A 24,353-nucleotide genomic window follows, 5' to 3' on the forward strand; every position below is an offset into this window, starting at 1 on the left:
AAATGAGTCAAAAAGCATTGGGAGGAAAAAATATCACCTAATTAATTCGCTAAGCAATTTTGGCTATTTTAACCTAAGCGATTGGCTTTTTGGCTATTTTCCCTGCCAATCCAGACAAAGCCGAGCAATAAAGCGAGAGCGCAGCAAAAGGCACTGATTGAGTAAATTACCCCACCACCTTCGGCTTGCCACAATTGCCCGCTGTATATTCCGCCAATCATTCCGCCCAAGCCGTAACTGACGCTGCCGAATAATGCTTGGCCTTTACCTTGATGCCGATCACCAAAGTAACGATGTATCAAATGGATGGAGGTGACATGCACACCACCAAAAGTGGCGGCATGCAGCAATTGGGCAAACACCAAGGTGGGCAAGCTATCGGCGCAATGGGCAACCAACAACCAACGCACCATTCCTAAAGCAATGCTGCATAACAATATACTGCGCAAAGAATATCGCTTCAGTAACTTGGACATGATAAGGAACAACAAAATCTCAGCCGCCACCCCTAAAGCCCAAAGCCCGCCCGTCAGGGTTGAGGAATACTGATGTTGTTTTAAATATAAGGAATAAAACGCATAATAAGGCGCATGGGCGATTTGCAAAATCATGCTCACCAATAAAAACACCAGCACCTCTGGCGTACGGATAATAGCCCCAATACCTTGCTGTTGGTCTGGGCGCTTATCTGGATGCACATCCGGCACAAACATTGCTATTATCCAATTTGCAGTTAACAATATCACTACAAGAGCTGGCAAATAGCTAATCGGTTGCTCATCTAAAAAACGCCCCATACTTAGGACTGCGGCAATAAACCCGACCGACCCCCACAGCCTAATTTGGCTATAGCGATTCGTTTGGGCTTTTAAATGGTACAAAGTGACCGCCTCAAATTGGGGCAAAGCGGCATGCCAAAACAAACCAAAAGCAACCGTGACAGTTGCCAATCCAGCATAATCCAGCGGAAACATGAAACAGCCAAAGAAAACCGCTGCAAAAAAACAACAACAACGGATAATGTTTACACTCTTGCCCGACCTATCTGCCAACCAACCTGACAAATTAGGTGCAACAATGCGCGTTGCCGACAACAATGCCGACAACTCACCAATTTGCTGGGCATTAAAGCCCCCTGCTTTCAAGCTAAGCCCCCAATAGGGGATGAACGCGCCCAAGGTGGCAAAATAAAAAAAATAAAATCCAGATAAGCGAATACGGGGAATGGGCATTGGCAATGTTGCGATAAATGATAAATACGATGACTTCAAGAAGATTCAGGCTACTTTAAGCCTCAAACGCCCATACTAGCGTTTTTTAAATCTTTGCAACAATAAATCAAAATGGCGGAATTATTAAAATCAACCATCGCCATGCCGAATGCAAGCAATCTTAAGGGAATTGTTTGCCATCACATCAAAAGGGGAAGTTATTTGTTTAGCCAAAAGACAGTTGCCAAGAATAGGGAAAGTTATTCATGACCATATCCTTGCTGCCCAGCGCCGGGCAGAATGCCTTGCTGGCTCAAACGGAGAATGAATGGACTATCTGTGGACAACCCGCTTATATCGAACTGACACCAGAAAACGCCGCCATGCCCTGTGGCTGGGTTATTTTTAGTGGTGTGCTGCATCGACGTGCTGAAGATGGCACCGCGCAACTACGCCTGGAAATGGAAGATGGTAGCCTTTGCGATTTCCCACTGACCGTTACACTGAAAGGTAATATCTTCGAATTGCTTTATCTCCCCAGTGGAATACGGCGGTTACTATTACAACCCATGCTCTGCAAAGGCTGGTGCAAGCTGACTGACGCCAAAATCAAACCGGTTTCCCGTTCAGAACGGCTACTGAAGATGATCTACCGCGTTGCACCGTTGTTTAAAAAATATCGCTATGCCCGTTTACGGCAAGCCGGTATCTATTTTTACACTCCTTTTTTCGACCTGAAAAAAGCCTACGCCATTGCCGGACAGTTCCGCGCCTATGCCGCCGCCCCCCAATACGATGCTTGGATTGATAAATTTGACGCCTTAACAAGCTCTGACCGAAAAAAAATCACCCGACAGATTAAAAAATGGCGCATCCAACCGGCATTTGAAATATCCCTGTGCGCACATCACTTTGACGAACATCTTGTAAAACATACACTCGACAGCTTGGATAGGCAGCTGTACCGCAAATTCCGCGTGACCTTATTGGTCAAAACAGGCCAAAACTACGCCATACCTTTACGCTATCTGCAAAACTGGTTGACAATTGTCGAGTCCGACACCCCCACACACAAACCACAATTGGCAACCCATACCGGCAAAGGCAGCAACCGCTGGCTAAGCTACTTAAAAATAGGTGACCAGCTCGCCGAACACGCCTTGTATTGGCTGGCTAGCGAAGCCATCAAGCATCCCAATGCCCTGTTCATCTATTCTGACCACGACCTTTTGACCGATGATGGCAAGCGTACCGAGCCGGCATTTAAACCCGACTGGTCCCCCGAACTTTTACGCTCCAACAATTATATTGCCAGTGCCGCCGTCATACGTGCCGATGCAATACCGCCCTATCCAGAACTGGAGGTCAACACTGAACAGCCAACAGCGCTTCACGACCTCTATTTACGCGCCACCGAACGTTTGCCGGTCACATCAATCCGCCATATCCCTGCACTGCTTTGGCATCTGGCAAATCATCAACAATCGTTGCCAACAAGCACACAAGACAACCCCATCGACAAACACCTTAATCGTATAGGCGTCGCCGCTACAGTGCAGGCACAAGGACACATGGGTTACCGTGTTAGATACACACTTCCCAAAGACTTGCACAAAATCAGCATCATCATCCCCACCCGCGATGCTTACCAGCATCTGCACGACTGCGTGGAAAGCGTGCTGAGCAAAAGCACCTACCCAAATATTGAGCTGCTGATTATCGACAACCAAACCACCGATGCCGATGCGCTGGCCTACCTCAACAGCTTAACCGGCAATCCCAAAGTAAAAATCATCCCGTTCCAGCAGGCATTCAATTATTCCACCATGAACAATTTGGCGGCCAGCGAAGCCACCGGCGAGGTGCTGTGCCTGCTAAACAACGACACCGAAGTGATAACTGCAAATTGGCTAGAGGAAATGCTCGGGCATCTGATGCAAAATCACGTCGGCGTGGTGGGTGCAAAACTCTATTACAGCGATGATCGGGTACAACACGCCGGCGATACTGTTGGCCCCGGCGGCTGTGCCAACCATTTGCACATGCTCATCGAACGCGACGCCCCCGGCTATTGCGGACGCGCACAGCTGGCACAAGACCTGTCTGCCGTTACGGGCGCCTGCCTGATGACTTGGCGTAATTTATTTTTGCAGTTAGGCGGGCTGGATGAACAAAACTTACCCGTGTCATTTAATGATGTCGATTATTGCTTGCGCGTGCGTGAAGCGGGTTTCCGTGTGGTATGGACACCTTATGCCGAACTGTACCATTACGAATCCATGTCACGCGGCAAAGATGATTCGCCAGAAAAAATAGCGCGTTCACGAACCGAAGCCCATTATATTCGCTCGCGTTGGGCACAACTGATGGCACATGATCCGTTCTACAACCCTAACTTAAGTTATGTGCGCCCTGATTTCTCATTAAGTTACGCACCCATGATTAAAAAACCCTGGAAGCGTTAGCCTTTATTTGCCGAGCCGACGATGAATGCATTTGCACACGCAGCTGTCATTTCAGATAGCCACACCGCCAGCACCGATTATTTAGTCTTGCCGCATATTGGGCAATTAGGCTACCAAGCCACGTTAATCAAAGGCGCGGACTTGGCAAAAACGGATTTAAGCCGCTATCAGCTGGTGGTGATTTGCCGCTACATCACCACCCAACAATTGGCATTACTGGCGCGCAACCAGCCTAGCGGCTTGCAGCTTGTTTATTTTATGGATGATGACTTATTCGACCGCCAAGCCCTGCACGGATTGCCGCTACGCTACCAATGGAAAATTTTCCGCACCGCCTTGCGCCACCGTCAACAATTAATGCGTATTTGTTCAGCATTTTGGATGACCAGCGAGCATTTGCTGGCGAAATATGCGGCGTTAAAACCGATTTTAATCACCCCGACCGCCACTGCCAAAACCTTGGCAAAACCCACCCCAAAAGACTACGTAACAGTTTGCTATCACGGCACCGCATCACACCAAACGGAATTGGCTTGGCTGCTCCCCATCATCGCCTCCGTGCAGGCCCAATCGGAAAACATCCACTTTGAGCTGTTCGGTTCGGGGAAGTTGGCGCAAGCGGTTAAACAATACCCCAGAGTTTCAGTATTGCATCCCTTGTCATGGTCGAATTATTTGGACTACACCCGCATACAACAACGCGATTTAGGCTTGGCTCCTTTACTGCCAAGCGCCTTTAATGCGGCACGTGGCCCCACCAAGTTTTTTGATTATGCCCGCATGGGGGCTATCGGCATTTACAGCGATGTACCGCCTTATCAAGGCTTTATCCGTGATGGCCTCGACGGCTGTTTGTTGGCGAACGACCCGTCGTTATGGGCTACAACCATTTTGCAGCTGGCAAGCAATGGTGAACGACGGGAAGTGCTGTCGGCAGGCGTGCAACAACGCCTTGACGCTATGACATCGCGTTAAAACTTAAACGCCCACAGACAGGCGGCAGCGCGTAAAAACAGTCATTTCGGTTGTCCAAACAAAGGGAATATCATATTCGGGTCTGAGTGCGCCAACGGTGGACAATGTCTTTTACGTCCAAATCACCCAAACCAAAACGCCAACCCTCAAAATAATCAACGTCATTACTTTTCGGCGCAGGATCGGGTTTGTAAATTTGTACGCGCGTGGGCAGCGGTGCAGCTTCCCCCAACACCAAGGCTTCGCCTCGGCCTAGCGAGCTGAGCACATCGGTCAAATCGCTTTCAGCCTCCGGCAATAGCTTTTTGATGTAGGCTTGGTCGTCAGGGTTCGAGGTACGCAAACAGATAAATGTGCTGCATTGCGACAACATCGTGTCTGACAGCTCGGTTGGGCGCTGGCTAATCACACCGATCGATACACCGTATTTACGGCCTTCTTTGGCAATCCGCTCCATCATTAAACGCGTTCCTTCAAACTGACCGCCTTTTTCCCGAGGAATGTAAGAATGGGCTTCCTCGCAGATGAGGGTGATGGGAAAGTCGCGGCGCTTTGGGTTCCAATAGTTAAATTCGTAAACCAAGCGGCCCACTTGTGCCGAAACGGCGGGGCGAATGTCCGTCGGCACCGAGCTTAAGTCAATAATGGTGATATTGGCTTTGTTTTCGCCAAGACCAATAAACTGGCGCAGTAAGCCGTGCATGGATTCGGAGGTATTGCGCAGTTTGGGCTTGAGCAAGAAATCATAGCGGACATCGTTAAAACGGCTTTGCAGACGGATGAGGAATTCGTCGAACTGACCGAACAGCGCACCTTTGACTTTACCAAAATCCCTTCTTTCTTCATTGGCGGCCTTAAACATCATGTACATTTCCGCCAACGGAAAGTAGATGGGCGTATCCACAGAAACGTCAGGCAAGCCGATTTTTGCCGCTTCTTTGCGTTTAAGTTGTTGTATCACTTCACGCAAATAAGATTTTTGTATGGAGGCGTTGTTGTCGTTACGGTCGATGAACAAGTCCACCAATTCGGCATAACTCATAATCCAATACGGCATCTCCACTTCCATTGCATCAACATAATTGACCAAATACGTAGGGAAGGCCGAGTTAATCACACCGCTGGGCGATTTCCAGCAATATTCACCGTGCAAATCCAACATGACCAGATGGCAATTAGGCATGGATTTGAGCGTGCTTTGGATAAGACTCGTGACCGTCCATGATTTACCCGCACCGGACTGCCCTAAAATAGCAAAGTGGCGGCTGAACAAAGCCTGTGGGTTAAGGCTAAGCTCATATTCGCGGTGCGATGACAATTGCCCGACAAAAAAGCCGTATTCCCTGAATCGGGCAAAAATGGCGTTGATTTCGCTGATACCCACGGCGAATACCTGCGCGCCAGGGGTTGGATAACGGCGCACACCTCGGCTAAACGAGCCGTCTTGTTGAATTTCACCGACAGGAATCAAGGCAATAAAGCGGATCGCCTTATGGTGATGGTCGTCGATAAAATCTTCTTCCCAAATTTTATAAACCAAAGCCAAAACATTAATGCTGGCTTGTTTGATAACTACGTAAGAACCGATTTGTCCGGCTAAAATTTCCTCACCATCGATGGTTAAAACCGGTGCGGCATTGACAAAATCAGGAATAATTCTGGCATTCATGCCATTGCCGCGCACTTCGGTCAGATGCGCGATCAAGACGTTGTTATTTTCTGTTGCTGACATAATGTGATTATCGGGAAGGCGAAACTGAATAGTAAGCTTAGCCTAAATTATGACAATGTTAAGAAAAGATTAATCTGCGTAAAAAGCCAATGCGGTGGCGTTTTGGGCAGCGGACTGGATTTGCATAGAACATTGGCAGAGTGTAGCCAACGGCTTAACCGTGAGGCGTACGAAAACTGCAGACCAGCCTCACAAACAGCCCTAGGTATTTAAAAACATTAATGAAAGCGCAGCCAATATGCTTTAAAGTAGGCCTGCAACCCCGTCACCCACCTGCTTCCGGAGCGTATCATGATAAAAAAAATACTGGGCATTAGCTGTGTGCTGGCGCAGCTGCCACATTTTGCCTATGCGGCGATGGACTACCCGATTGCCTTCGTCACCCAAGTACCCATCCATCAGGATTTCTGCACAATTAACGCCACCTTCTGCAACCACCAAGCGGCAATTAACGTAACAGGGCGTGGCGGTGATTTATGGATACGCTACCCCGACGGCAGCCTAAAAAACCTCACGGAAGCGGCGGGTTATGGCATGAGCGGGCATCAAGGTGCCAATGCCATCCAAGTGCGCGACCCTTCGGTGAGCTGGGATGGCAACAAAATCATTTTCAGCATGGTGGTCGGCGCGCCCAGCCAATATCAAGTCAAACAATATTTCTGGCAACTTTATGAAGTGACTGGGCTTGGCAAAAATGAAACCCCAGTGATTACCAAAGTGGCCTACCAGCCGACCACCTTCAATAATGTCAGCCCCATTTACGGCACTGACGGGCGCATTATTTTTGTTTCTGACCGCACTCGAGGCGGTTTGGCACACCTTTATCCACAACGCGACGAATACGAAGAACAACCTACCAATACCGGCTTATGGAGCCTAGACCCGGTCGCCGGCAATATTTTTATCGTCACCCACGCGCCATCGGGCGACTTCAACCCCATGATCGACAGCTACGGCAGGGTGGTCTTTACCCGCTGGGACCATCTGCAACAAGACCAGCAAGCCGAAGCCGACCGTAACGATCCGGTTGCCCATTACGGCACGTTCAACTACGCCAGCGAAGCGACAAACGCGGCAGTCCTGAACACCAATAAAGAAGTCTTTCCAGAGCCGCTAAGCTTTGACACGCCAGCGCTGGCAGGCACCAACTTAAACGGACATCGTTTTAACCATTTTTTCCCTTGGCAGGTCAATGAAGACGGTACGGAACTGGAACTGGTCAACCATGTGGGCCGCCATGAACTGGGCGGCTCATATGTCGATCCGGTTTTTAACGATGACCCCAATTTAACTTACGTGACCACGAGCGTTAACCAAAACAAAATCGGCAACTTTTTCCAAATCAAACAAAATCCGGTAACGCCCAGCCAATTTTTTGGCGTTGATGCACCGGAGTTCGGCACGCACGCCTCAGGGCAATTGCTGCGGCTAAACAATGCCGCGCCCACACAAAATGCCTACAATGCGACCATCACATACATCACCGACCCCAGCTCAGGCCACTACCGTGACCCGTTGATGTTATCCGATGGCACCTTATTGGCGACCCACACACCGGAAACCCTTGAAGACCAGGGCAATGCCAGCTCATCCTATGCCTTCCGCATTTACACCCTAAAAAAACCCGCCGTCGGCAAATGGGTCATCGACCAACCACTGACCAGCGGCATCAGCAAAAACATCAACTACTTCGATCCTAGCACAAAAATTACCTACAACGGCCTGTTATGGGAACTCCAACCGGTTGAAGTCAAAGCCCGCATCAAACCCGCCAAACGGGTAGCAACACTAGGCACGCCGGAACTGCAAGTCCTGCAAGAAGAAGGCGTCACCGAAAGTCAACTGCGCAACTATTTGCTGACCAACAATTTGGCCTTGGGCGTGGTGCGCAACGTTACCCGCCGCGACAGCAGCGACAAACAGCAACCCTTCAACCTTGCCGTTGCCGGCAGCGCCACACAAACCAGCACCGGCGTTGGCAAGCTTTATGAAGTCGCCTATTTCCAAGCCTTCCAGGCCGACCAAATCCGAGGCATTAAAGGCTACGACAGCCCCAACATCTTGCCAGGCCGACGGGTATTGGCACAGCCCATGCACGGCACCAAAGCCAATCCACCACAAGCGGCGGATGCACCGGTCGGCAGTGTCAAAATTGCCAATGACGGCTCCGTTGCCATGCTGCTGCCGGTACGCCGCGCCTTATCCTGGCAAATTACTGACAGCACCGGGCAATTTGTTGTCCGCGAACGTAACTGGCTGTCAATGCAGCCCGGCGAAATCAGAACTTGCCCGGCCTGCCATGGCGTGAACAAAACCGACCAAGTCGGCAAAGGCTCGCCCGGCAACAAACCCCAAGCCTTACGGCAACTGGTCCGCTATCTGAAAAGCATCGGCAGCCTTTAAAAAATCAAACTGGCAGCAGTTTTGGCTGCTGCCAGTTACAAATCCAGCACAATTCCAATGGTGGCTTCATTAAATTGTCAGCTTTATGCCAACGGAAAAATCATTCCTAAATGGAATCCGAAAACGATAGCAATTTGCCTATCCATCAATCTAAGGTACGCAATGCGAACCCTACCTGACTTTCTAATGTAATGGGGGTTTGCTTGGCGAATAACGAAGAATCTGTCCGTGAACTCGGTGACGAGACCCTGAAAAAAATCGCCCATGAACTGGCTGAGAATCTACGCAAAAATGTCAGCGTCGATTGGTCGGTGCGCGAAAGCGTAAGGGCCAGCTTACGGCTGATAGTAAAACGGATATTACGCAAATACAAATACCCGCCAGGCAAACAGGAAGAAGCCGTGCAACTGGTATTGGAGCAGGCGGAGAGATTGAGTGCGGAGTGGGGGTAGTTATATGGTTGGTTGTAATGCAGGCTAATATTGTTTTTGTGGCATAAATCGATCAAAAACAGTAATTCGGAATTTTCAAATAGCTGTCGCTGGAGCATAACATTACCTGAGCCATAGCCCAGATATTATAGTTCAGCAATAACTCTTAACACTCAACGGCAACAGTAAAATGTCAGCCTTGGACCCTGCAACGAGAAAAGTAGTACAGATTTGTTTTTGTGTCTTGAAACACCAACAACCCTATCAACTTTAAGTGGTAATTTAACCACTTGCGATTGTGAAGGAGAGATGCCATATAAATGATGATAGATCAATTATGTATCATGTTTTTCTTGAATCGGAAAATATTTATCACTCTTAATGTAAAAAGGCTCTATCTCTACTTTATATAACAACAAAAGTGTTGTATAACATAATTGTTGTTAAATATACAGGAGAACCCCATGATCCATAATCGAGTTGGTCCACCGGTAACGGGCAATGATTTTTTCAACCGCGAGTCGTTTGTACACCAAGTTTCCGAAAAGCTACGCGAAGGCAATCATATTCTATTGGCGGCGCCACGACGCTTTGGTAAAACCAGTATCATGTATAAGCTGATACAACAACCGCTGTGGGACTACCATGTTGTTCATGTTGATCTCGAAAGCTTGCACAACCCCGCCGATTTGGTTGCCCGGTTAATGGAAAGTACTGCCAAGGTTTCCGCTTTGGCTACGCTCGTCGCGGGACTCAGCACCTTGGCAGCAAAAATGGTGGGCTTAGTCAATGACCATGCCGAGGAAATTGAAGTTTTTGATGTGCGGGTAAAATTGCGTGATGCCGCTAGCGCAAACTGGCGTGAACACCTGCAAGCATTGATGGGTCGCATTGCTACAGCAGACAAGCCAGTGGTGATATTCCTAGATGAATTGCCGATGCTGCTAGACAGGTTGTGTAAAACCAAGGAAGGTAAGAACGAAGCGATAGCCTTGATGCGATGGTTACGCGAACTTCGCCAAGCACCAGAAATGAAGATATTGCGCTTTGTTTTGGCGGGGTCAATTGGTATTGAACGCATACTCAACCAACTCGGTGAAATTGCTACCATCAACGATTTTGAACGCATGAAATTACAAGTGTTCACCCAGCCCGTCGCCGAGCAATTTTTAGACAGCTTGGCAGCGACTTACAGTTTTTCGTTAGACATTGCCAGCCGCTCCGCGATGCTTGAATTGATTGGCCCGCCCGTCCCCTATTTTTTGCAAATATTGTTTTCGGAAACCCGCAAGGCTTGCGAAGATGAGCAAGTTCAGGCTTGCCCTGAAATGATCGCCCGTATCTATCGAGAAAAAGTGTTAGGTGAAGACTGCAAGACTTACTTCGACCACTATTACTCCCGTTTTCGCCTTTATTATCCACGCCATCTGGAGGTTGCTGCCAAACATATATTGCGGGAATTGGCCCAGGTGGGCGAAATGCGTCGTGATGCCTGCCAGCAGTTCTATCGGGAAGCGGTGGGGGACAAGTTTGATACTAACGAATTTGCTGGCATGATGGCTGACTTAGAATACGAATTTTATGTGGCTTTCGATGCCGATCAGCGCGTCTACCGTTTTGCCTGTAAACTGCTGCGCGATTGGTGGTTGCGCCATTACGGCTTGTAAGAGGACACTATGGAAATGCTTTATAACCCGGATGTCATGTCCGCCAATGAATTTAAAGCTACATTCGTAGGCCGCGAGGATTTGCTGCGCGAACTCGTGGACTTGGTGCACAGTCAGCCGGAAGGTGCTGGGGTACAACATGCTATCGTTATTGCTCCTCGTGGCATGGGCAAAACCAGCTTGTTGCAACGCTTGTATTTTGCCATTCTTGAAAGTGAATTGGCGGATACTTGGTTGCCGCTGAAATATCCCGAGGAATTATATGGCGTTGCAGATTTGGCAGATTTTTGGTTGGAAACTTTGCGCCTACTGGCGGTAGAAATCCATGATCCGGCATTAAGCGAGCAAGTAAAGACATTGCCGTTTCGTTTCAAGCAACGGAGAGACATCGCCGAGGCTGCATTTGCTTTGCTCAAAGATGTACGGCAACGCAGTGGTAAGCGTTTGTTATTGCTAGTGGAAAATCTTGATCAATTATTTGAAACTCTTTCCGACGAGCAAGACAATGCCCGTTTGCGGGAAGTGTTGATGAACGATGGCACGGTGATGTTGGTAGGTAGTGCCGTAAAATACTTCAAACAGGCGCGTAGTTACGATCAACCGTTGTACAATTTTTTCAAAACCTTTGATCTTAATCCGCTAAGCTTTGAACAAACTCAGGCTTTGTTATTACGCCGCGCTGAGGAAGATGGCATCGCCCATTTTGCTGATACTTTACAGGCAAATATTGTGCGCCAACGTGTTTTATACCATTTTACACAGGGCATACCACGTCTGGTGTTGATGCTGTATCGGGTGTTGATGGAATCGGATGTGTCCGCAGTACGCCAAGCGCTGGAAAAATTATTGGATGAAGTGACCCCGTATTATAAAGCGCGTATTGAAGTGCTGCCGCCGCAACCACGCAAATTGGTGGATTTTATTGCGCGAGCTGCCGCCAAGACCCATGAGGGCGTATCACCCACTGCATTGGCTGCCGAGGTGCAACTGCCAGTCAATCAAGTCAACTCTCAACTTAAGCGATTAACCGAAGCCGGATACTTGCGTTCTGTGCCGTTACGCGGACGTGCCGCCTGTTATGTGCTGTCAGAACCCTTGTATTCCTTGTGGCATCAAATGCGTTTAAACCCTGAAACACGCAACCGCAAATTAGCTTGGCTAGTGGATTTTTTGTACCAGTGGTATGACGATCGCGAGCGGGTGGAAAAAGCCGAACGTTTGTTCAAGAGTTTTCAGGAGCATGAACGCAACAATGATGGCCCACATTCGTTGGCAATGTTGGATCATGTGCAACTGTTGGCGCTATCAGCTTTGAGTACAGAAGTGGCGGGTCAAGTTTTGCGTATATCGACCAGGACATTTCTTCGTGCGCGAGATAAACACTTTGACATGGATAACAAGGACAGTTTGCTTGCCGAATTGAGGGCCAACATCGAAGCGGTTTTGGCGAGAAACCCCAATGATGCTGGAGGCTGGGTCGCCAAAGGGGATTTGCTAGTATGGGAGGATAAGGCGTATGAAACAGCATTGGATTGTTATGACCAAGCATTGGCAATTGCACCTAATGACGGTTCTGTATGGGGTAAACGTGGCACGGCATTATATTTTCTTGGTCGATACGAAGAAGCCATATTAGCCTATCAGCATGCTCTTGAAATTAATCCGAACGACTCCGTGCAATGGAGCAATTATGGAATCACCCTCAAACAGTTGGGGCGGAATATGGAAGCAATGGATGCTTATAATAGAGCCTTGGAAATCGACCCAGAAAACGAACTTGCAACATCCAATCAAGCATCCTTATTTAATTTGTTTGAAGACCAATTCTTAGAGGCCGTGGACGGAAACCAATTGGAATCTGCCCGACAAATCTGGGGGAGCTTGTGTAAGCCAACTGCCGTAGAAGCTTTGGCACGCATCAGAAAGCGTTGTTTGATATTTGCAGCCCGCCGAAGGTTATGGGCTTTCACACGCGAGCTTATTGAATCTGCAAGCTTGGGAGAAGAATTATTTCCGCTCGATAGGGCGGTGGAATATTTGCAATCTGGCGACGAAAACCTGTTGGAAAAACTCACGTTAGAGGTTAAAGACATCGTGCAAATGTTTGTTGATGATTTACGCCAAACAGAGGATGACCACAATCAAAAAGGTAATCATTGGCTGGTGACGGCAAAGATTTGGGAATTTGATGGCTATATTGCTAAACGCGGGAATTTGATACATAAGTTGAAAGCCAAGGATACTACTGGACGTTGGGCTTATTACTTCGTGTTGGTTATGGTAAATATGGAACAAGAGTTTTTAAAAGCCATAGAAGGTGATGGCACTCTTGATTTGGAAGATTATGGAAGGGTAGTCGCGTCCTGTTATGGCGAAAAGCCAAGTGACGAAATTAAATTGTATTTAAAGGATAAATTTGGCTTCGATGTCTGAATCTCGTAAAAATTATGACTATCAATAAATGGTTAAAGCCGACCATATCTATTACAAATCCTAATTAGGGAATACTACTTGAAGAGCTCTAACGACTGACGGGGTCACTAAAAATTTATTATCAGCGCTATATAACCGTCGATGGTCAACAATACCCAACACACCCGCTATCTAAATGTCTCTTTTTTAATACTAAGCCCAATGGTTTGGGGTGATTGCAGGTATTACAGCTTTTGCAGGTTATAGTCTGAGTGATTTTAATATTTGGCATAACATCGAAAAACTCATGAAAGGTAAGGCTGGGTATCTTTTGAGAAAATCGGAAGTTCATTATGCAATTTTGCTGTGCATCATAGATTTTACCTAGCAAAAGGCATCGTCGATCCAAGATCCATCGCCACTTTCAATGTGATTTGGCTAGCAATGGCACCTTTAATCGGGAATTGCAGTTTATTCCCCACTCGCTTTTAACAAAAAATGAACATTGTCTCCAGTTGCCGCAGCATGAGACTGTATAAAGTCGGCAATTTTCCACGTTGCCGCCTTAAGCGTTTTGGCTTCGGGGTTGATATAGCCGCCAGTCACGTCGTTATCCGTTTTATGGTTTGCCAGCGCTTTTAATAAAGAGAACGGTATCATTGCCGCTTCGCCAATGGTTAAAAAGGTTCGTTTTAGGTCGTGGCTTGCAAATCAATACCCGTTTTCTTGCAAATTTCCGCAATGGGCTTTCTAGGTATATTCATCACGCCATCCTTAGAATCGCCAGGGAAAACAAAACGGTTATCGCCAGTTAATGCTTGCAAGCCTCTGAAATAAGGTTTGATTTGTGGCGCAATGTAGGCGGTAAAATCGGTATGGTTTTTGGTGTATCTGGCAATAAAGCCCTGTAGGGTATGCATTGCATACCTTTTAAAATCCTTCCATTGCACTTATCCTTAAAAAGGTACGCAATGCGTACCCTACCCGATTTTAAATGTAAGGGTGGTCTGCTTCGCGAAACCACCCTACGAGCTTATCAACCCGTCTGTACACCGGAGGCTTATTTTGGAAGCGTTGATCCGTTTATCTGCCGCGTTGGGCATTTTTTTGCTGATGGTGGTTTGGGAGCAATTAAGGCCCCGGCGTGTGCAGCAGGTTAGCCGGTTGCAGCGTTGGCGGGTCAATTTAGGTTTGGCGTTGTTCAATCAGTTGCTGATGCGCGCGAGTGTTGGCGGTTTGGCTTATGCGGCGGCAGCCAGCGCGCAAGTGGCGGGGCTTGGTTTGCTGAATGGCTGGCCTTGTCCGTCGTGGTTAAGCATGGCGGCAACCTTGTTGGTGTTGGATTTTGCCATTTACGGACAACACATTGCCATGCATAAGCTGCCTTGGTTGTGGCGTTTGCATCAGGTCCACCATTCCGATTTGGAGTTTGATGCGACGACAGCACTCCGCTTCCATCCGTTGGAAATTATTTTGTCGATGGCTTATAAGGTGCTGTGCATTGTCTTGCTGGGCGCCAACCCTCTGGCGGTGATTGCTTTTGAAATTATCCTGAACGGCGCCGCTACCTTTAACCACAGCAATATTGCCATACCCGAGGCTTGGGATGCCAAGCTGCGCTGGTTGCTGGTCACGCCGGATATGCACCGCATCCACCACACGCCGGTGCGGCGGCAAATGGACAGTAACTATGGTTTTTCGGTGTCGTGCTGGGACCGCTTGTGCGGCACTTACACCGGCAAGCCCGAACAGGCACAAACCACCATGGCTATCGGTTTGGCGGCCTTCCGAAATGCGGAAGGCTTGGGTTTTTGGCAGTTGTTGATGTTGCCGTTTAAGAAGGCTTAAAACAAGAATGTCACAATGGCTTTCAGTTTGCCTTGTTCAATGACGGGAATCGCCAACATACTGCTTAGGGTGTCCAGTTCAGGATTGTAATCTTCGTCTTCCAAGTTGCCGGTGACTAAGGGCATGCCGGTTAACCAAACCCGCCCCAATGCGCCAACACCTTTGGCGACACTGATGGTTTCGAAAATTTCCGCCAGATTGTTGCTGGTTTTGCTGTAGCCTTGTTGGCAGACCAGTTTGTCGCCTTCGGGTATCCAAATTTGGATGCGCTTGGCGATGGGCGTGGCTTTGGCGGACAGGAAGGTCATCACATAAATTTGCCCGTTATTCAGCAAAGGGATGCCAAGCCCTGTGGTGATGCCGGCTTGCTGGGCATCGGCGGAGCGGCTAAAGGTGATGACTTTGCTGATGTCTTCCATCAGCACCGGCATACCCGTTTCCCAAGCAATGCCAGGAATGCCGTTGCCTTTTACCATGTTGACTTGTTTGGAAATGCTCTCAAAGTGTTGCAAAGTGCCGTAGTAACCATCCATCACCTGTAGAGCTTCAGTACTGGCTTGCCGCCAAACCTCAATAGCGCCGGCGTGGTCTTCGTCATCCCCACACAAAAACACCACCACCGCCAGCAAGAAGTCGCCCGAAAAAATCGGCAAGGCAATCCCGCAGGTCAGCCCCGCTTGTTGGGCGGCGGCGGTGCGTTTGAAGTAGGAGTGTTCGAACTGCGTCAGTACAATCGGATGACCTGCCGCCCAGGCTTTGCCGGGCAAGCCTTCATCATAGGCGAAACGTTGCTGCTCGCTGGCGGCTTTAAAATCGGTGAGCGCGCCATACAGGCCAGAACCAAACTCCAGTTGGGTGCGGTCGCGGTCGGGTATCCAAATTTCGGTGACTTTTATAAAGGTTTTCATACTGTCTGCTGATTTTTATTATTTGAGCAATTCCGCCATCGCAATGACGTTTCTGGCCATTTCACCTAAGGTGATGTTGCGGTCCATCGCCAGTTTTCTAAGGGTGTGATAGGCCTCATTTTCGCTAAAGTTCTGGGTTTTAATCAGAATAGCTTTGGCACGGTCGATTTGTTTGCGGTCTTCAAGTTGGGTGCGGGCTTCTTCTAGCGCCGCTTTTAAGGCTTGTTGTTGGTTAAACCTAGCCATTGCCACTTGGATAATAGTGGCAACAGGCTGGTTTTCCAGGTTATCGCCAACAATGTATTCGCAAACATCCGCTTTAATGGCTTTGCTGATGCTTTCTTGGCTGCTGTCTTCGGTAAACAAAATGACCGGCAAAGGCGTGGATTGGTTTAGCGCGTGCAAGTCGGCGAATAACTTGTCGGGCAGGGTATCAATGTGGATGACGATCACATCGGGGTTGGATTCTTTTATCAAGCTGCCAAACAAGCGGTTGTATTGGCTTTTTAAGATGTCATAACCCAACGGCTTAAGCTTGTCTTCAAGCTGCGGGTGGTTAATGTCGCCCTCAATTAATAATACGTTTAGCATAATCCTAATCGTTTGCAGGTGATAAGCGCATCGGTGGACGCGGTGGTGTGGCGTGCTTTTGGGCGCAGTGAACAATCAGCGCTTATAGTAATCGAAGCCTCGCATGCGTTAAAAGTCTTTCCGCACTTGCTTTAATGTTGTGCAGTCCGTTGCTGGCTGCACCAATCATGAAAATGCCCGTGCGGTGGTTTGCAGGGTGTTTCGGCAATTATCTGCCCAATTTGCCCGATAAGTCTGTTTTTTCTTATGCAACAAGCAATTGCCTTAACAAACCATAGGCTATGGGCATAAATTGTGCTGTAATTTCTTAGCTTTTGTATGGAAATAAGCGACATCCTTTTGCTGCATGTATTTTTCAAACACACAGGGCATTTTGCCCTGGTTTTCCCTAACTGGAGTGAAGACCGATTATGACGACTAAATTCACCGCTCTAAAAGATCACGATACGCCTATTAAAGTCTTGTTCACCGGTTATTTGTGTACAGTCGGCATAGGCTATTTGTTTGCGTTGATCCAAATCTTGTTTACCCACGGTATGGCAGACGGCAAATTGGGTTTGTCGATTGACGACATTGTTTATAGCTACTATGGCAACCGCTCAGGTACGGTACTGGAAAACCAGTTGAACGGCGCGATGAAAGCCAATGCACCCGACCAAGAACGCTTTGCGATTATCGAATGGGTTCGGGATGGTGCGGACGAAGACGCTTACAAGGATGACGGCATCGACAAAATTGTCGAGCAGCGTTGTGTAATGTGCCATAACGACACGGGGTCTTTGCCTAATTTTAAAGACTTTAAAGTGTTAAAAACCTATACGCATGAAGATGGCGGCGCGACGTTTGCATCGCTAACGCGGGTTTCACACATCCATTTGTTTGGCATCAGCTTTATTTTTATGTTTGTCGGGCTGATTTTTAGCTTTTCGGAGACGCCCACCGTGCAATACAAGTGTATTGCCATCGGTATGCCTTATGCGTTTTTGATTGCTGACATTCTATCGTGGTGGTTAACCAAAATTGACCCTATGTTCGCTTGGTTGGTGATGTTTGCCGGTATGGGCATGGCGGTGTCGTTTATCTTTATGTGGGTGACATCGATTTTGGAAATGTGGTTGTTTACAACGGTTTTTGTCAATGGCATCGGTGCTAAATATTTGGAATGGCGCGATAGCCACGAAGAATTTTTAAGTGACAAGCTGTTGGCGATCGTCAAAACAATGGCGGGGCAGCTGAAACCGGCGTTGGCGTTTGTTAAAGACGCGTGGCTGGCGAAGGCGTTGCCTTGGTTGAAAAGTTTGGTTAAAAAGTAAAATCGTGCGGACTACAAACCTAGGCTTGTAGTCCGCCGTCATTAGCCAATTAAGCTTGGCTATTCAAATAATCCTCATAATTACCGTTAAAGTCGACAATACCGTGCGGCGTCAGCTCGATAATGCGGGTTGCCAATGACGATACAAACTCACGGTCATGGCTGACAAAAATCAACGTGCCTGGGTAGTTTTCCAAGGCTGAGTTTAAGGCTTCGATGGATTCCATATCCAAATGGTTGGTCGGTTCATCCATCACCATAATATTGTTTTTCTGCAGGATCAGTTTGCCGAACAACATACGGCCTTTTTCCCCGCCCGACAGCACTTGCACAGATTTATTGATGTCGTCATTCGAGAACAACATACGGCCGAGTGTGCCGCGAATGGTTTGGTCGTCATCACTGTCTTTGCGCCATTGCCCCATCCATTCAATCAGGCTCATCTTAACGGCAAAATCTTCGGCATGATCTTGGGCAAAATAACCGACTTCGGCATTTTCTGCCCATTTGACTTCGCCGGAATCCGCTGTCAATTCGCCAACGAGCGTTTTCAGCAAGGTAGATTTACCAATACCGTTAGGGCCAATCACCGCTACGCGCTCACCGGCACCGACGACCAATTTAAGGTTTTTAAACAAGGGATCAGCGCCGTAACCTTTGCTGAGGCTTTCTACTTCCAACGCCAAGCGATGCAGTTTTTTAGTTTGGTCAAAACGGATAAACGGACTGACGCGGCTGGATGGTTTCACTTCATCGAGTTTGATTTTTTCCAACTGCTTGGCGCGCGACGTGGCTTGTCTAGCCTTGGAAGCGTTCGCCGAAAAGCGGCTGACGAAAGTTTGCAATTCCGCCATTTGCGCTTTTTTCTTGGCGTTGCCTGCCAACAAGCGTTCGCGCACTTCGGTAACGGCGATCATGTAGTCGTCGTAGTTGCCCGGATAAACACGCAATTCGCCATAATCCATATCCGCCATGTGGGTGCAGACGCTGTTTAAGAAGTGGCGGTCATGCGAGATGATGACCATCGTGCAGTTGCGCTCGTTCAGCACTTCTTCCAACCAGCGGATCGTATTGATGTCCAAGTTGTTAGTGGGTTCGTCCAGCAGCATGATGTCGGGGTTGGCGAACAAGGCTTGCGCCAGCAATACGCGCAGCTTCCAGCCGGGTGCAACCGCGCTCATCAGGCCATAGTGCTGATCCAACGGAATATCCAACCCTAGCAAGATTTCTCCAGCGCGTGATTCGGCGGTGTAACCGTCCATTTCGGCAAACTCGACTTCCAAATCGGCGACTTTCATGCCGTCATCTTCGGACATGTCTGGCAAAGAATAAATACGGTCGCGTTCCTGTTTGACTGCCCAGAGTTCTTTATGACCCATAATTACCGTGTCGATCACGGTAAATTCTTCGTAGGCAAACTGGTCTTGGCGCAAGGTGCCTAGGCGTTCGTTAGGGGTGATGCTGACGTTGCCGGTGGTTGGCTCCAAATCGCCGCTGAGGATTTTCATAAACGTGGATTTACCACAGCCGTTAGCACCAATCAGGCCGTAACGGTTGCCTTCGCCAAATTTGACGGAGACGTTTTCAAACAAGGGCTTAGCCCCAAATTGCATGGTGATGTTGGCTGTAGAAATCAAGCGGATTATCCGTTAGGTAAAAAATAAAAAAAGAATGGCTTATAACAGCAAGCTGTCATCAATGGCTATAAAACGGCTGGCTGCGTTCATCAGTGCAGGTGCCGTCAGTTTGGTAACGCCGTAAACTTCCGTTTCAACGGGGTAGCGGTGCCGGGCTTTGTCTAACAGCAAGGCAAAATCGCCATCGCCCGATACGAGTACGACCACATCGACTTGTGCGGCATATTCAATAACGTCTAAGGTGATGCCGACATCCCAGTCGCCTTTGGCGGAGCCGTCGCTGCGCTGGATATAAGGCTTAAGTTTTACGGTAAATCCTAGTTGCCTGAGGATTTGTTGGAAATTCTGTTGTTTGCCATCGCCTTTGTCGATGGCATAGGCAAAAGCTGCCACGACGTTGCGGTTGGCTGTTACCGCATCCCAAAACGCGCGGTAATTAAAATGCCGTTGGTAGCTGTGTTTGGTGGTGTAGTAAATGTTTTGTACATCCACAAACACAGCCACGCTTTGCATGTTATAAGGCCGTTTACTTTAAAAAAGAGCAGCAATAATCACAAGGTGTGCTGACTTTTACGGTAAATTGGGCATTAGCCGGTACGTCAAAAGATTCGCCGCCTTTGATGCTTTGCCATTGCTCAGCGCCTGGCAACAAGACTTCCAGCTCGCCCGATTGGATTTCCATCAGTTCTTTGTCGGCAGTGTTAAAAGTGTATTCGCCTGGCAGCATAAAACCTAAGGTTTTCATGGATCCATCGGCAAATTTGATGGTGCGGCTGCTGACGTTGCCATCGAAATAAACGTTGGCTTTTTTAACGACGGAGACTTGGGTAAATTCTGACACGGCTTATCCTCTTGGCTTTTCGGTTACATGAAAGTAGTTAAAATGGGTGGGCAATCATAGCAGATTGTTGGCGGATAGACTGGCTTAATCTTTATGACTGTTTGCAAAATAAACCATTGTTTATTTTGTTTTAAGGTGTTTATGCTGCCATTTTATCTTGCGTCATAACCGCCATTATTGCCTCTATCCATAGAAAATTCTGAATGTTTAGATTTTGCCGCTATCAACTTGGAGCAGGCGCATAGCGCAATATTAGGTGGGTATTATTTTCGCAATTGTTGATAATGGCACAATGGGATTATGCAGCCGTTTATTGGCGGATGTTCCTGGCGTGATGGGGCTGCGGCTGATGCGATTTTGGCGTACGGGCATGTACGCCAAACGTGCTAACGCGGGACGATTGAGTTGCCTTGCAAAAAGGAGCCGGCAGGATCAATGATAAAGCGATCTTTCATGGCGGTTCGGCCTAACAACATACGAAAACGCATGCTGTCGCGGTTGGTTAACGTCATTTCCACCATGATGAGCGAATTGCCAATTTGCAGCGGTGTTTCGATAACATAACGGCGCTGGCGGTGTCCGCCCGAATCAGACACGACACGCCGGTCTTTAACAGGGGCGTGGCATTCAATAATAATGTCATCGCATTTTTGTACAGGGTGGATGGCGAACATCACCCAGCGTTCGTGGCCTTTGCGGTAGGGGTCGATACTGAAAGCATGTAACGCAGAAGAACGCGCGCCGGTATCAATTTTGGCTTTAATTTGGGCAATGTTAAGTTCGGGCAGTGCGACCCACTCACGCCAACCTAACTTGGGTTTTTCGGTCAATATCTCTGTCATGCTTGCGAGTTTGTTAATGGATTGGAATGTTTACATTATTCTCTGTACCGATGATTCACTTTATACAGGTATAACGACCGACCTGTCCAGACGCTACCAGCAACATGCCACACGAAAAGGTGCCAAATACTTTAGAGGCCACCAACCTAAGTGTTTAGCATATTGGGAGAGCGGTCATGACCGCAGCAGCGCGAGCAAGCGCGAGTGCGAGATTAAGCAAATGCCGCGAGAGAGAAAACTAGCGTTGATTCGTGGTTTTAAGCCAGTGGAGTTGGGCTTGGAGGGTGTATTTTAGAAAAAAGTCGCCGCGTATTTGCATCATTAGCAAAGCGGCTTCATCAGAAGCCACAATGCTTTTTGGATTTTCAGCTAACGAGTTATTGTTCCAGTACGTCCAAACCAGCCGCTTCAAAAATGGGCTGCCCTTCTGTTGGCACACCTTGTTTTAAACCCATAAAATCAAACAATTGCCGGTCCACCAGTTGCGATGGCGCAATATTTTGCAAGCTGGTAAAAATGGTTTCCAAACGGCCTGGAAATTGTCTGTCCCAGGTTTTTAGCATGACTTTCATGGCCTTGCGTTGCAAGTTTTCTTGCGAACCGCACAAATTGCAAGGGATGATGGGGAAGTTTTTAAAGGCAGCAAAACGCTCGATGTCTTTTTCACGGCAATAAGCCAGCGGCCTGATGACGATATTGCGTTTGTCGTCGCTCAGCAGCTTGGGGGGCATGGCTTTCAGTTTGCCGCCGTAGAAAATATTGAGGAAAAAAGTTTCCAAAATATCATCGCGGTGGTGGCCCAAGGCTATTTTGGTGATGCCATTGGCTTCGGCGAAACCATACAGCGTACCGCGCCTTAAGCGCGAACATAAGCCGCACGTGGTTTGGCCTTCAGGGATAACCCGTTTGACGACGCTATAAGTGTCTTTTTCGATGATGTGGTAAGGCACACCCAACGATTCCAAGTATTCGGGCAACACATGTCCAGGAAAACCAGGTTGCTTTTGGTCGAGGTTGACGGCAATCAGTTCAAAATTGACCGGTGCGGTTTTTTGCAAATTCCACAATATATCCAACAAGGTATAAGAATCTTTGCCGCCGGACAGGCAAACCATGACCTTATCGCCTTCTTCAATCATCTTGTAATCGGCAATGGCGTCACCGACATAATGGCGCAGGCGTTTTTGCAGCTTGTTAAATTGGGTGCGGGTTTTTTGATTTGGATCTGACATGGTCAGAGAAATTAGGGCGTCTGTGTGGAAAGGCAGGCAATGGCGTTTACCATTGCCCGAACCGAAGGCTTAGTCTTGATAACGCTGGAAAATCAATGTGGCGTTGGTGCCACCAAAACCAAAGCTATTCGACATAATGGTGTTGAGCGTGACATTTTCCTGCAAGCTGCGGACGATAGGAATGCCTTCTGCTGCCGGATCAAGCTGGGTGATGTTGGCCGATGCGCTGAGGAAGTTACCTTCCATCATCAACAACGAATAAATGGCTTCGTTAACGCCCGCTGCCCCTAAAGCATGACCGGTCAGCGATTTGGTTGAGCTGACCTGCGGCATATCTTGTCCGGCAAACACTTGCCGCAACGCTTCCAATTCCCGCGTGTCACCCACAGGGGTGCTGGTGCCGTGGGCGTTGATGTAATCAATTTTACCGCTGACGGTTGCCATGGCTTGTTGCATACAACGTACCGCGCCTTCGCCGGAGGGCTGCACCATATCGTAACCATCGGAGGTTGCACCGTAGCCGACCAATTCGGCATAAATTTTTGCGCCACGGGCTTTGGCGTGTTCCAGCTCTTCTATCACAAGCACTCCGCCGCCGCCGGAAATGACAAAACCGTCGCGGGTGGCGTCATAAGGGCGTGAGGCGGTGCTGGGCGTGTCGTTATATTTGGAAGACAGCGCGCCCATCGCATCGAACAATACCGACATAGTCCAATGCACTTCTTCGCCGCCGCCAGCAAAAACGACATCCTGTTTGCCCATTTGGATCAGCTCCATCGCATGGCCTATGCAATGCGCGCTAGTGGCGCAAGCAGAGCTGATTGAATAGTTGACGCCTTTAATTTTGTATGGCGTGGCAAGACAGGCGGTATTGGTGCTGGACATGGTGCGTGGCACGCGGTACGGACCCACTTGCTTGACGCCTTTGTCGCGCATGATGTCGGCAGCTTCCACCAAATTGGCGGTCGAAGGGCCGCCAGACCCCATCACCAAGCCCGTTCTGAAATTGGAGACTTCGTTATCTTCCAAGCCGGCATCGGCAATGGCCTGTTGCATGGCAATGTAGTTGAAGGCGGCGCCATCACCCATAAAGCGTTTGATTTTGCGGTCAATAAACGCATCCAGATCAATAGTGATTTCGCCATGCACATGGCTTCTGAAGCCCATTTCCTTATAGACTTCTGCGGCGACAATGCCCGACCGCCCTGCTTTAAGGGCATCGGTCACTTCTGCACGGTTATTGCCTATGCTGGAGACAATACCCAGGCCTGTTACCACGACTCTTTTCATACCTGCCCCTAGAAATCTTGCGTAGAAGTAAATAGGCCGACCCGCAAATCGGACGCTTCATAAATGACTTTGCCATCCACTTCCATGGTGGCATCGGCAATGCCCATCACCAGCTTACGCATAATCAGGCGTTTTAAATTAACCCGATAGGTGACTTTTTTAGCGGTCGGTAAAACTTGTCCGGTGAACTTCACTTCGCCAACGCCCAGCGCACGGCCTTTACCTGGGCCGCCCATCCAGCACAGGAAGAAACCGACCAACTGCCACATCGCATCCAAGCCTAAGCAACCTGGCATCACCGGATCGCCTTGAAAATGGCAATCGAAAAACCACAAGTCAGGGTTAATATCCAATTCCGCCACAATTTCGCCTTTACCGTACAAACCACCTTCATCGGTGATTAAGGTAATGCGGTCCATCATGAGCATATTGGGCAAGGGCAATTGCGCGTTTTTTGGCCCATACAATTCCCCTCTTCCTGACATCAAGAGTTCTTCGCGCGTGAAGCTATGCTGTTTCTCCATACTTTTTATTTGTATACCTTAAGTATTTGTTC

At 48.5% G+C, this 24,353-nt stretch carries 22 protein-coding genes; 9 read left to right on the forward strand and 13 right to left on the reverse strand.

All coding sequences use genetic code 11. The features are described from left to right. Positions 1 to 68: 68 nt before the first annotated feature. On the reverse strand, positions 69 to 1,232 hold the full coding sequence (locus ACYQ1O_RS02690) for an MFS transporter (protein WP_459990090.1): 1,164 nt from the start codon (positions 1,230 to 1,232) through the stop codon (positions 69 to 71). A gap of 245 nt (positions 1,233 to 1,477) precedes the next feature. On the opposite strand from ACYQ1O_RS02690, the gene ACYQ1O_RS02695 reads away from it, so the two are divergent. Both ACYQ1O_RS02695 and ACYQ1O_RS02700 read left to right on the forward strand, forming a co-directional pair. Continuing rightward, positions 1,478 to 3,676 (forward strand): glycosyltransferase family 2 protein, encoded by a 2,199-nt coding sequence (locus ACYQ1O_RS02695; protein WP_459990091.1) that lies wholly within the window; start codon positions 1,478 to 1,480, stop codon positions 3,674 to 3,676. Between the two features lie 21 nt (positions 3,677 to 3,697). Continuing rightward, the gene (locus tag ACYQ1O_RS02700; RefSeq protein ID WP_459990092.1) at positions 3,698 to 4,651 is read left to right on the forward strand and encodes a glycosyltransferase; all 954 of its coding nucleotides are present in this window, start codon (positions 3,698 to 3,700) and stop codon (positions 4,649 to 4,651) included. Between the two features lie 70 nt (positions 4,652 to 4,721). Here the strand turns inward: ACYQ1O_RS02700 and ACYQ1O_RS02705 are convergent, their stop codons facing one another. After that, positions 4,722 to 6,383, reverse strand: coding sequence for an ATP-binding protein (locus ACYQ1O_RS02705; RefSeq protein ID WP_459990093.1), 1,662 nt, complete (start codon positions 6,381 to 6,383; stop codon positions 4,722 to 4,724). Between the two features lie 291 nt (positions 6,384 to 6,674). Between ACYQ1O_RS02705 and ACYQ1O_RS02710 the strand changes: the two genes are divergently transcribed. The 4 genes from ACYQ1O_RS02710 (at position 6,675) to ACYQ1O_RS02725 (ending at position 13,317) form a co-directional block, all read left to right on the forward strand. Further along, positions 6,675 to 8,786 (forward strand): HzsA-related protein, encoded by a 2,112-nt coding sequence (locus ACYQ1O_RS02710; protein ID WP_459990094.1) that lies wholly within the window; start codon positions 6,675 to 6,677, stop codon positions 8,784 to 8,786. Positions 8,787 to 8,989: 203 nt separating this feature from the next. Beyond that, a complete protein-coding gene (locus ACYQ1O_RS02715; RefSeq protein ID WP_459990095.1) occupies positions 8,990 to 9,238 on the forward strand; it encodes a type I restriction enzyme endonuclease domain-containing protein in 249 nt (82 codons plus the stop codon). 443 nt (positions 9,239 to 9,681) lie between these two features. After that, on the forward strand, positions 9,682 to 10,884 hold the full coding sequence (locus ACYQ1O_RS02720; RefSeq protein WP_459990096.1) for a hypothetical protein: 1,203 nt from the start codon (positions 9,682 to 9,684) through the stop codon (positions 10,882 to 10,884). A 9-nt stretch (positions 10,885 to 10,893) separates the two neighbouring features. Continuing rightward, complete coding sequence (locus tag ACYQ1O_RS02725) at positions 10,894 to 13,317, forward strand: tetratricopeptide repeat protein (RefSeq protein WP_459990097.1); 2,424 nt, start codon at positions 10,894 to 10,896, stop codon at positions 13,315 to 13,317. Between the two features lie 450 nt (positions 13,318 to 13,767). Here ACYQ1O_RS02725 and ACYQ1O_RS02730 read toward each other — a convergent pair whose 3' ends face one another. Both ACYQ1O_RS02730 and ACYQ1O_RS02735 read right to left on the reverse strand, forming a co-directional pair. Beyond that, positions 13,768 to 13,956 (reverse strand): hypothetical protein, encoded by a 189-nt coding sequence (locus tag ACYQ1O_RS02730; protein WP_459990098.1) that lies wholly within the window; start codon positions 13,954 to 13,956, stop codon positions 13,768 to 13,770. A gap of 32 nt (positions 13,957 to 13,988) precedes the next feature. Further along, entirely contained in the window at positions 13,989 to 14,216 is a 228-nt protein-coding gene (locus tag ACYQ1O_RS02735; RefSeq protein WP_459990099.1) for a site-specific integrase, read from the reverse strand. A gap of 145 nt (positions 14,217 to 14,361) precedes the next feature. Between ACYQ1O_RS02735 and ACYQ1O_RS02740 the strand changes: the two genes are divergently transcribed. After that, entirely contained in the window at positions 14,362 to 15,144 is a 783-nt protein-coding gene (locus ACYQ1O_RS02740; RefSeq protein WP_459990100.1) for a sterol desaturase family protein, read from the forward strand. Here ACYQ1O_RS02740 and ACYQ1O_RS02745 read toward each other — a convergent pair. Both ACYQ1O_RS02745 and ACYQ1O_RS02750 read right to left on the reverse strand, forming a co-directional pair. Next, positions 15,141 to 16,052, reverse strand: a complete 912-nt coding sequence (locus ACYQ1O_RS02745) for a GAF domain-containing protein (RefSeq protein WP_459990101.1) — start codon at positions 16,050 to 16,052, stop codon at positions 15,141 to 15,143. The two genes, ACYQ1O_RS02740 and ACYQ1O_RS02745, sit on opposite strands and share 4 nt — an antisense overlap. 18 nt (positions 16,053 to 16,070) lie before the next feature. Continuing rightward, positions 16,071 to 16,643: an ANTAR domain-containing response regulator gene (locus ACYQ1O_RS02750; RefSeq protein WP_459990102.1), complete on the reverse strand. Its 573-nt coding sequence runs from the start codon at positions 16,641 to 16,643 to the stop codon at positions 16,071 to 16,073. 410 nt (positions 16,644 to 17,053) lie between these two features. Between ACYQ1O_RS02750 and ACYQ1O_RS02755 the strand changes: the two genes are divergently transcribed. Next, a complete protein-coding gene (locus ACYQ1O_RS02755; protein ID WP_459990103.1) occupies positions 17,054 to 17,956 on the forward strand; it encodes a hypothetical protein in 903 nt (300 codons plus the stop codon). Positions 17,957 to 18,005: 49 nt separating this feature from the next. Here the strand turns inward: ACYQ1O_RS02755 and ACYQ1O_RS02760 are convergent, their stop codons facing one another. The 4 genes from ACYQ1O_RS02760 to ACYQ1O_RS02775 all read right to left on the reverse strand — a co-directional run bounded on the left by ACYQ1O_RS02760 (position 18,006) and on the right by ACYQ1O_RS02775 (position 21,275). Then, a complete protein-coding gene (locus ACYQ1O_RS02760) occupies positions 18,006 to 19,592 on the reverse strand; it encodes an ABC-F family ATPase (RefSeq protein ID WP_459990104.1) in 1,587 nt (528 codons plus the stop codon). Between the two features lie 39 nt (positions 19,593 to 19,631). Beyond that, complete coding sequence (locus tag ACYQ1O_RS02765) at positions 19,632 to 20,105, reverse strand: LabA-like NYN domain-containing protein (RefSeq protein WP_459990105.1); 474 nt, start codon at positions 20,103 to 20,105, stop codon at positions 19,632 to 19,634. Positions 20,106 to 20,118: 13 nt separating this feature from the next. Then, a complete protein-coding gene (gene ppnP, locus ACYQ1O_RS02770; protein WP_459990106.1) occupies positions 20,119 to 20,433 on the reverse strand; it encodes a pyrimidine/purine nucleoside phosphorylase in 315 nt (104 codons plus the stop codon). Positions 20,434 to 20,819: 386 nt separating this feature from the next. After that, a complete protein-coding gene (locus tag ACYQ1O_RS02775; RefSeq protein ID WP_459990107.1) occupies positions 20,820 to 21,275 on the reverse strand; it encodes an ATP-dependent zinc protease family protein in 456 nt (151 codons plus the stop codon). A 16-nt stretch (positions 21,276 to 21,291) separates the two neighbouring features. Here ACYQ1O_RS02775 and ACYQ1O_RS02780 point away from each other — a divergent pair, with 16 nt between their 5' ends. Continuing rightward, a complete protein-coding gene (locus tag ACYQ1O_RS02780; RefSeq protein ID WP_459990108.1) occupies positions 21,292 to 21,570 on the forward strand; it encodes a GIY-YIG nuclease family protein in 279 nt (92 codons plus the stop codon). A gap of 82 nt (positions 21,571 to 21,652) precedes the next feature. Here ACYQ1O_RS02780 and ttcA read toward each other — a convergent pair whose 3' ends face one another. The 3 genes from ttcA to fabA form a co-directional block, all read right to left on the reverse strand. Next, a complete protein-coding gene (gene ttcA / locus ACYQ1O_RS02785) occupies positions 21,653 to 22,507 on the reverse strand; it encodes a tRNA 2-thiocytidine(32) synthetase TtcA (RefSeq protein ID WP_459990109.1) in 855 nt (284 codons plus the stop codon). Positions 22,508 to 22,576: 69 nt separating this feature from the next. Continuing rightward, entirely contained in the window at positions 22,577 to 23,797 is a 1,221-nt protein-coding gene (gene fabB / locus ACYQ1O_RS02790; RefSeq protein ID WP_459990110.1) for a beta-ketoacyl-ACP synthase I, read from the reverse strand. A gap of 8 nt (positions 23,798 to 23,805) precedes the next feature. Beyond that, positions 23,806 to 24,321 (reverse strand): 3-hydroxyacyl-[acyl-carrier-protein] dehydratase FabA, encoded by a 516-nt coding sequence (gene fabA, locus ACYQ1O_RS02795; RefSeq protein ID WP_459990111.1) that lies wholly within the window; start codon positions 24,319 to 24,321, stop codon positions 23,806 to 23,808. Positions 24,322 to 24,353 lie beyond the last annotated feature (32 nt).

It is taken from the genome of Methylosoma difficile (assembly GCF_054657615.1).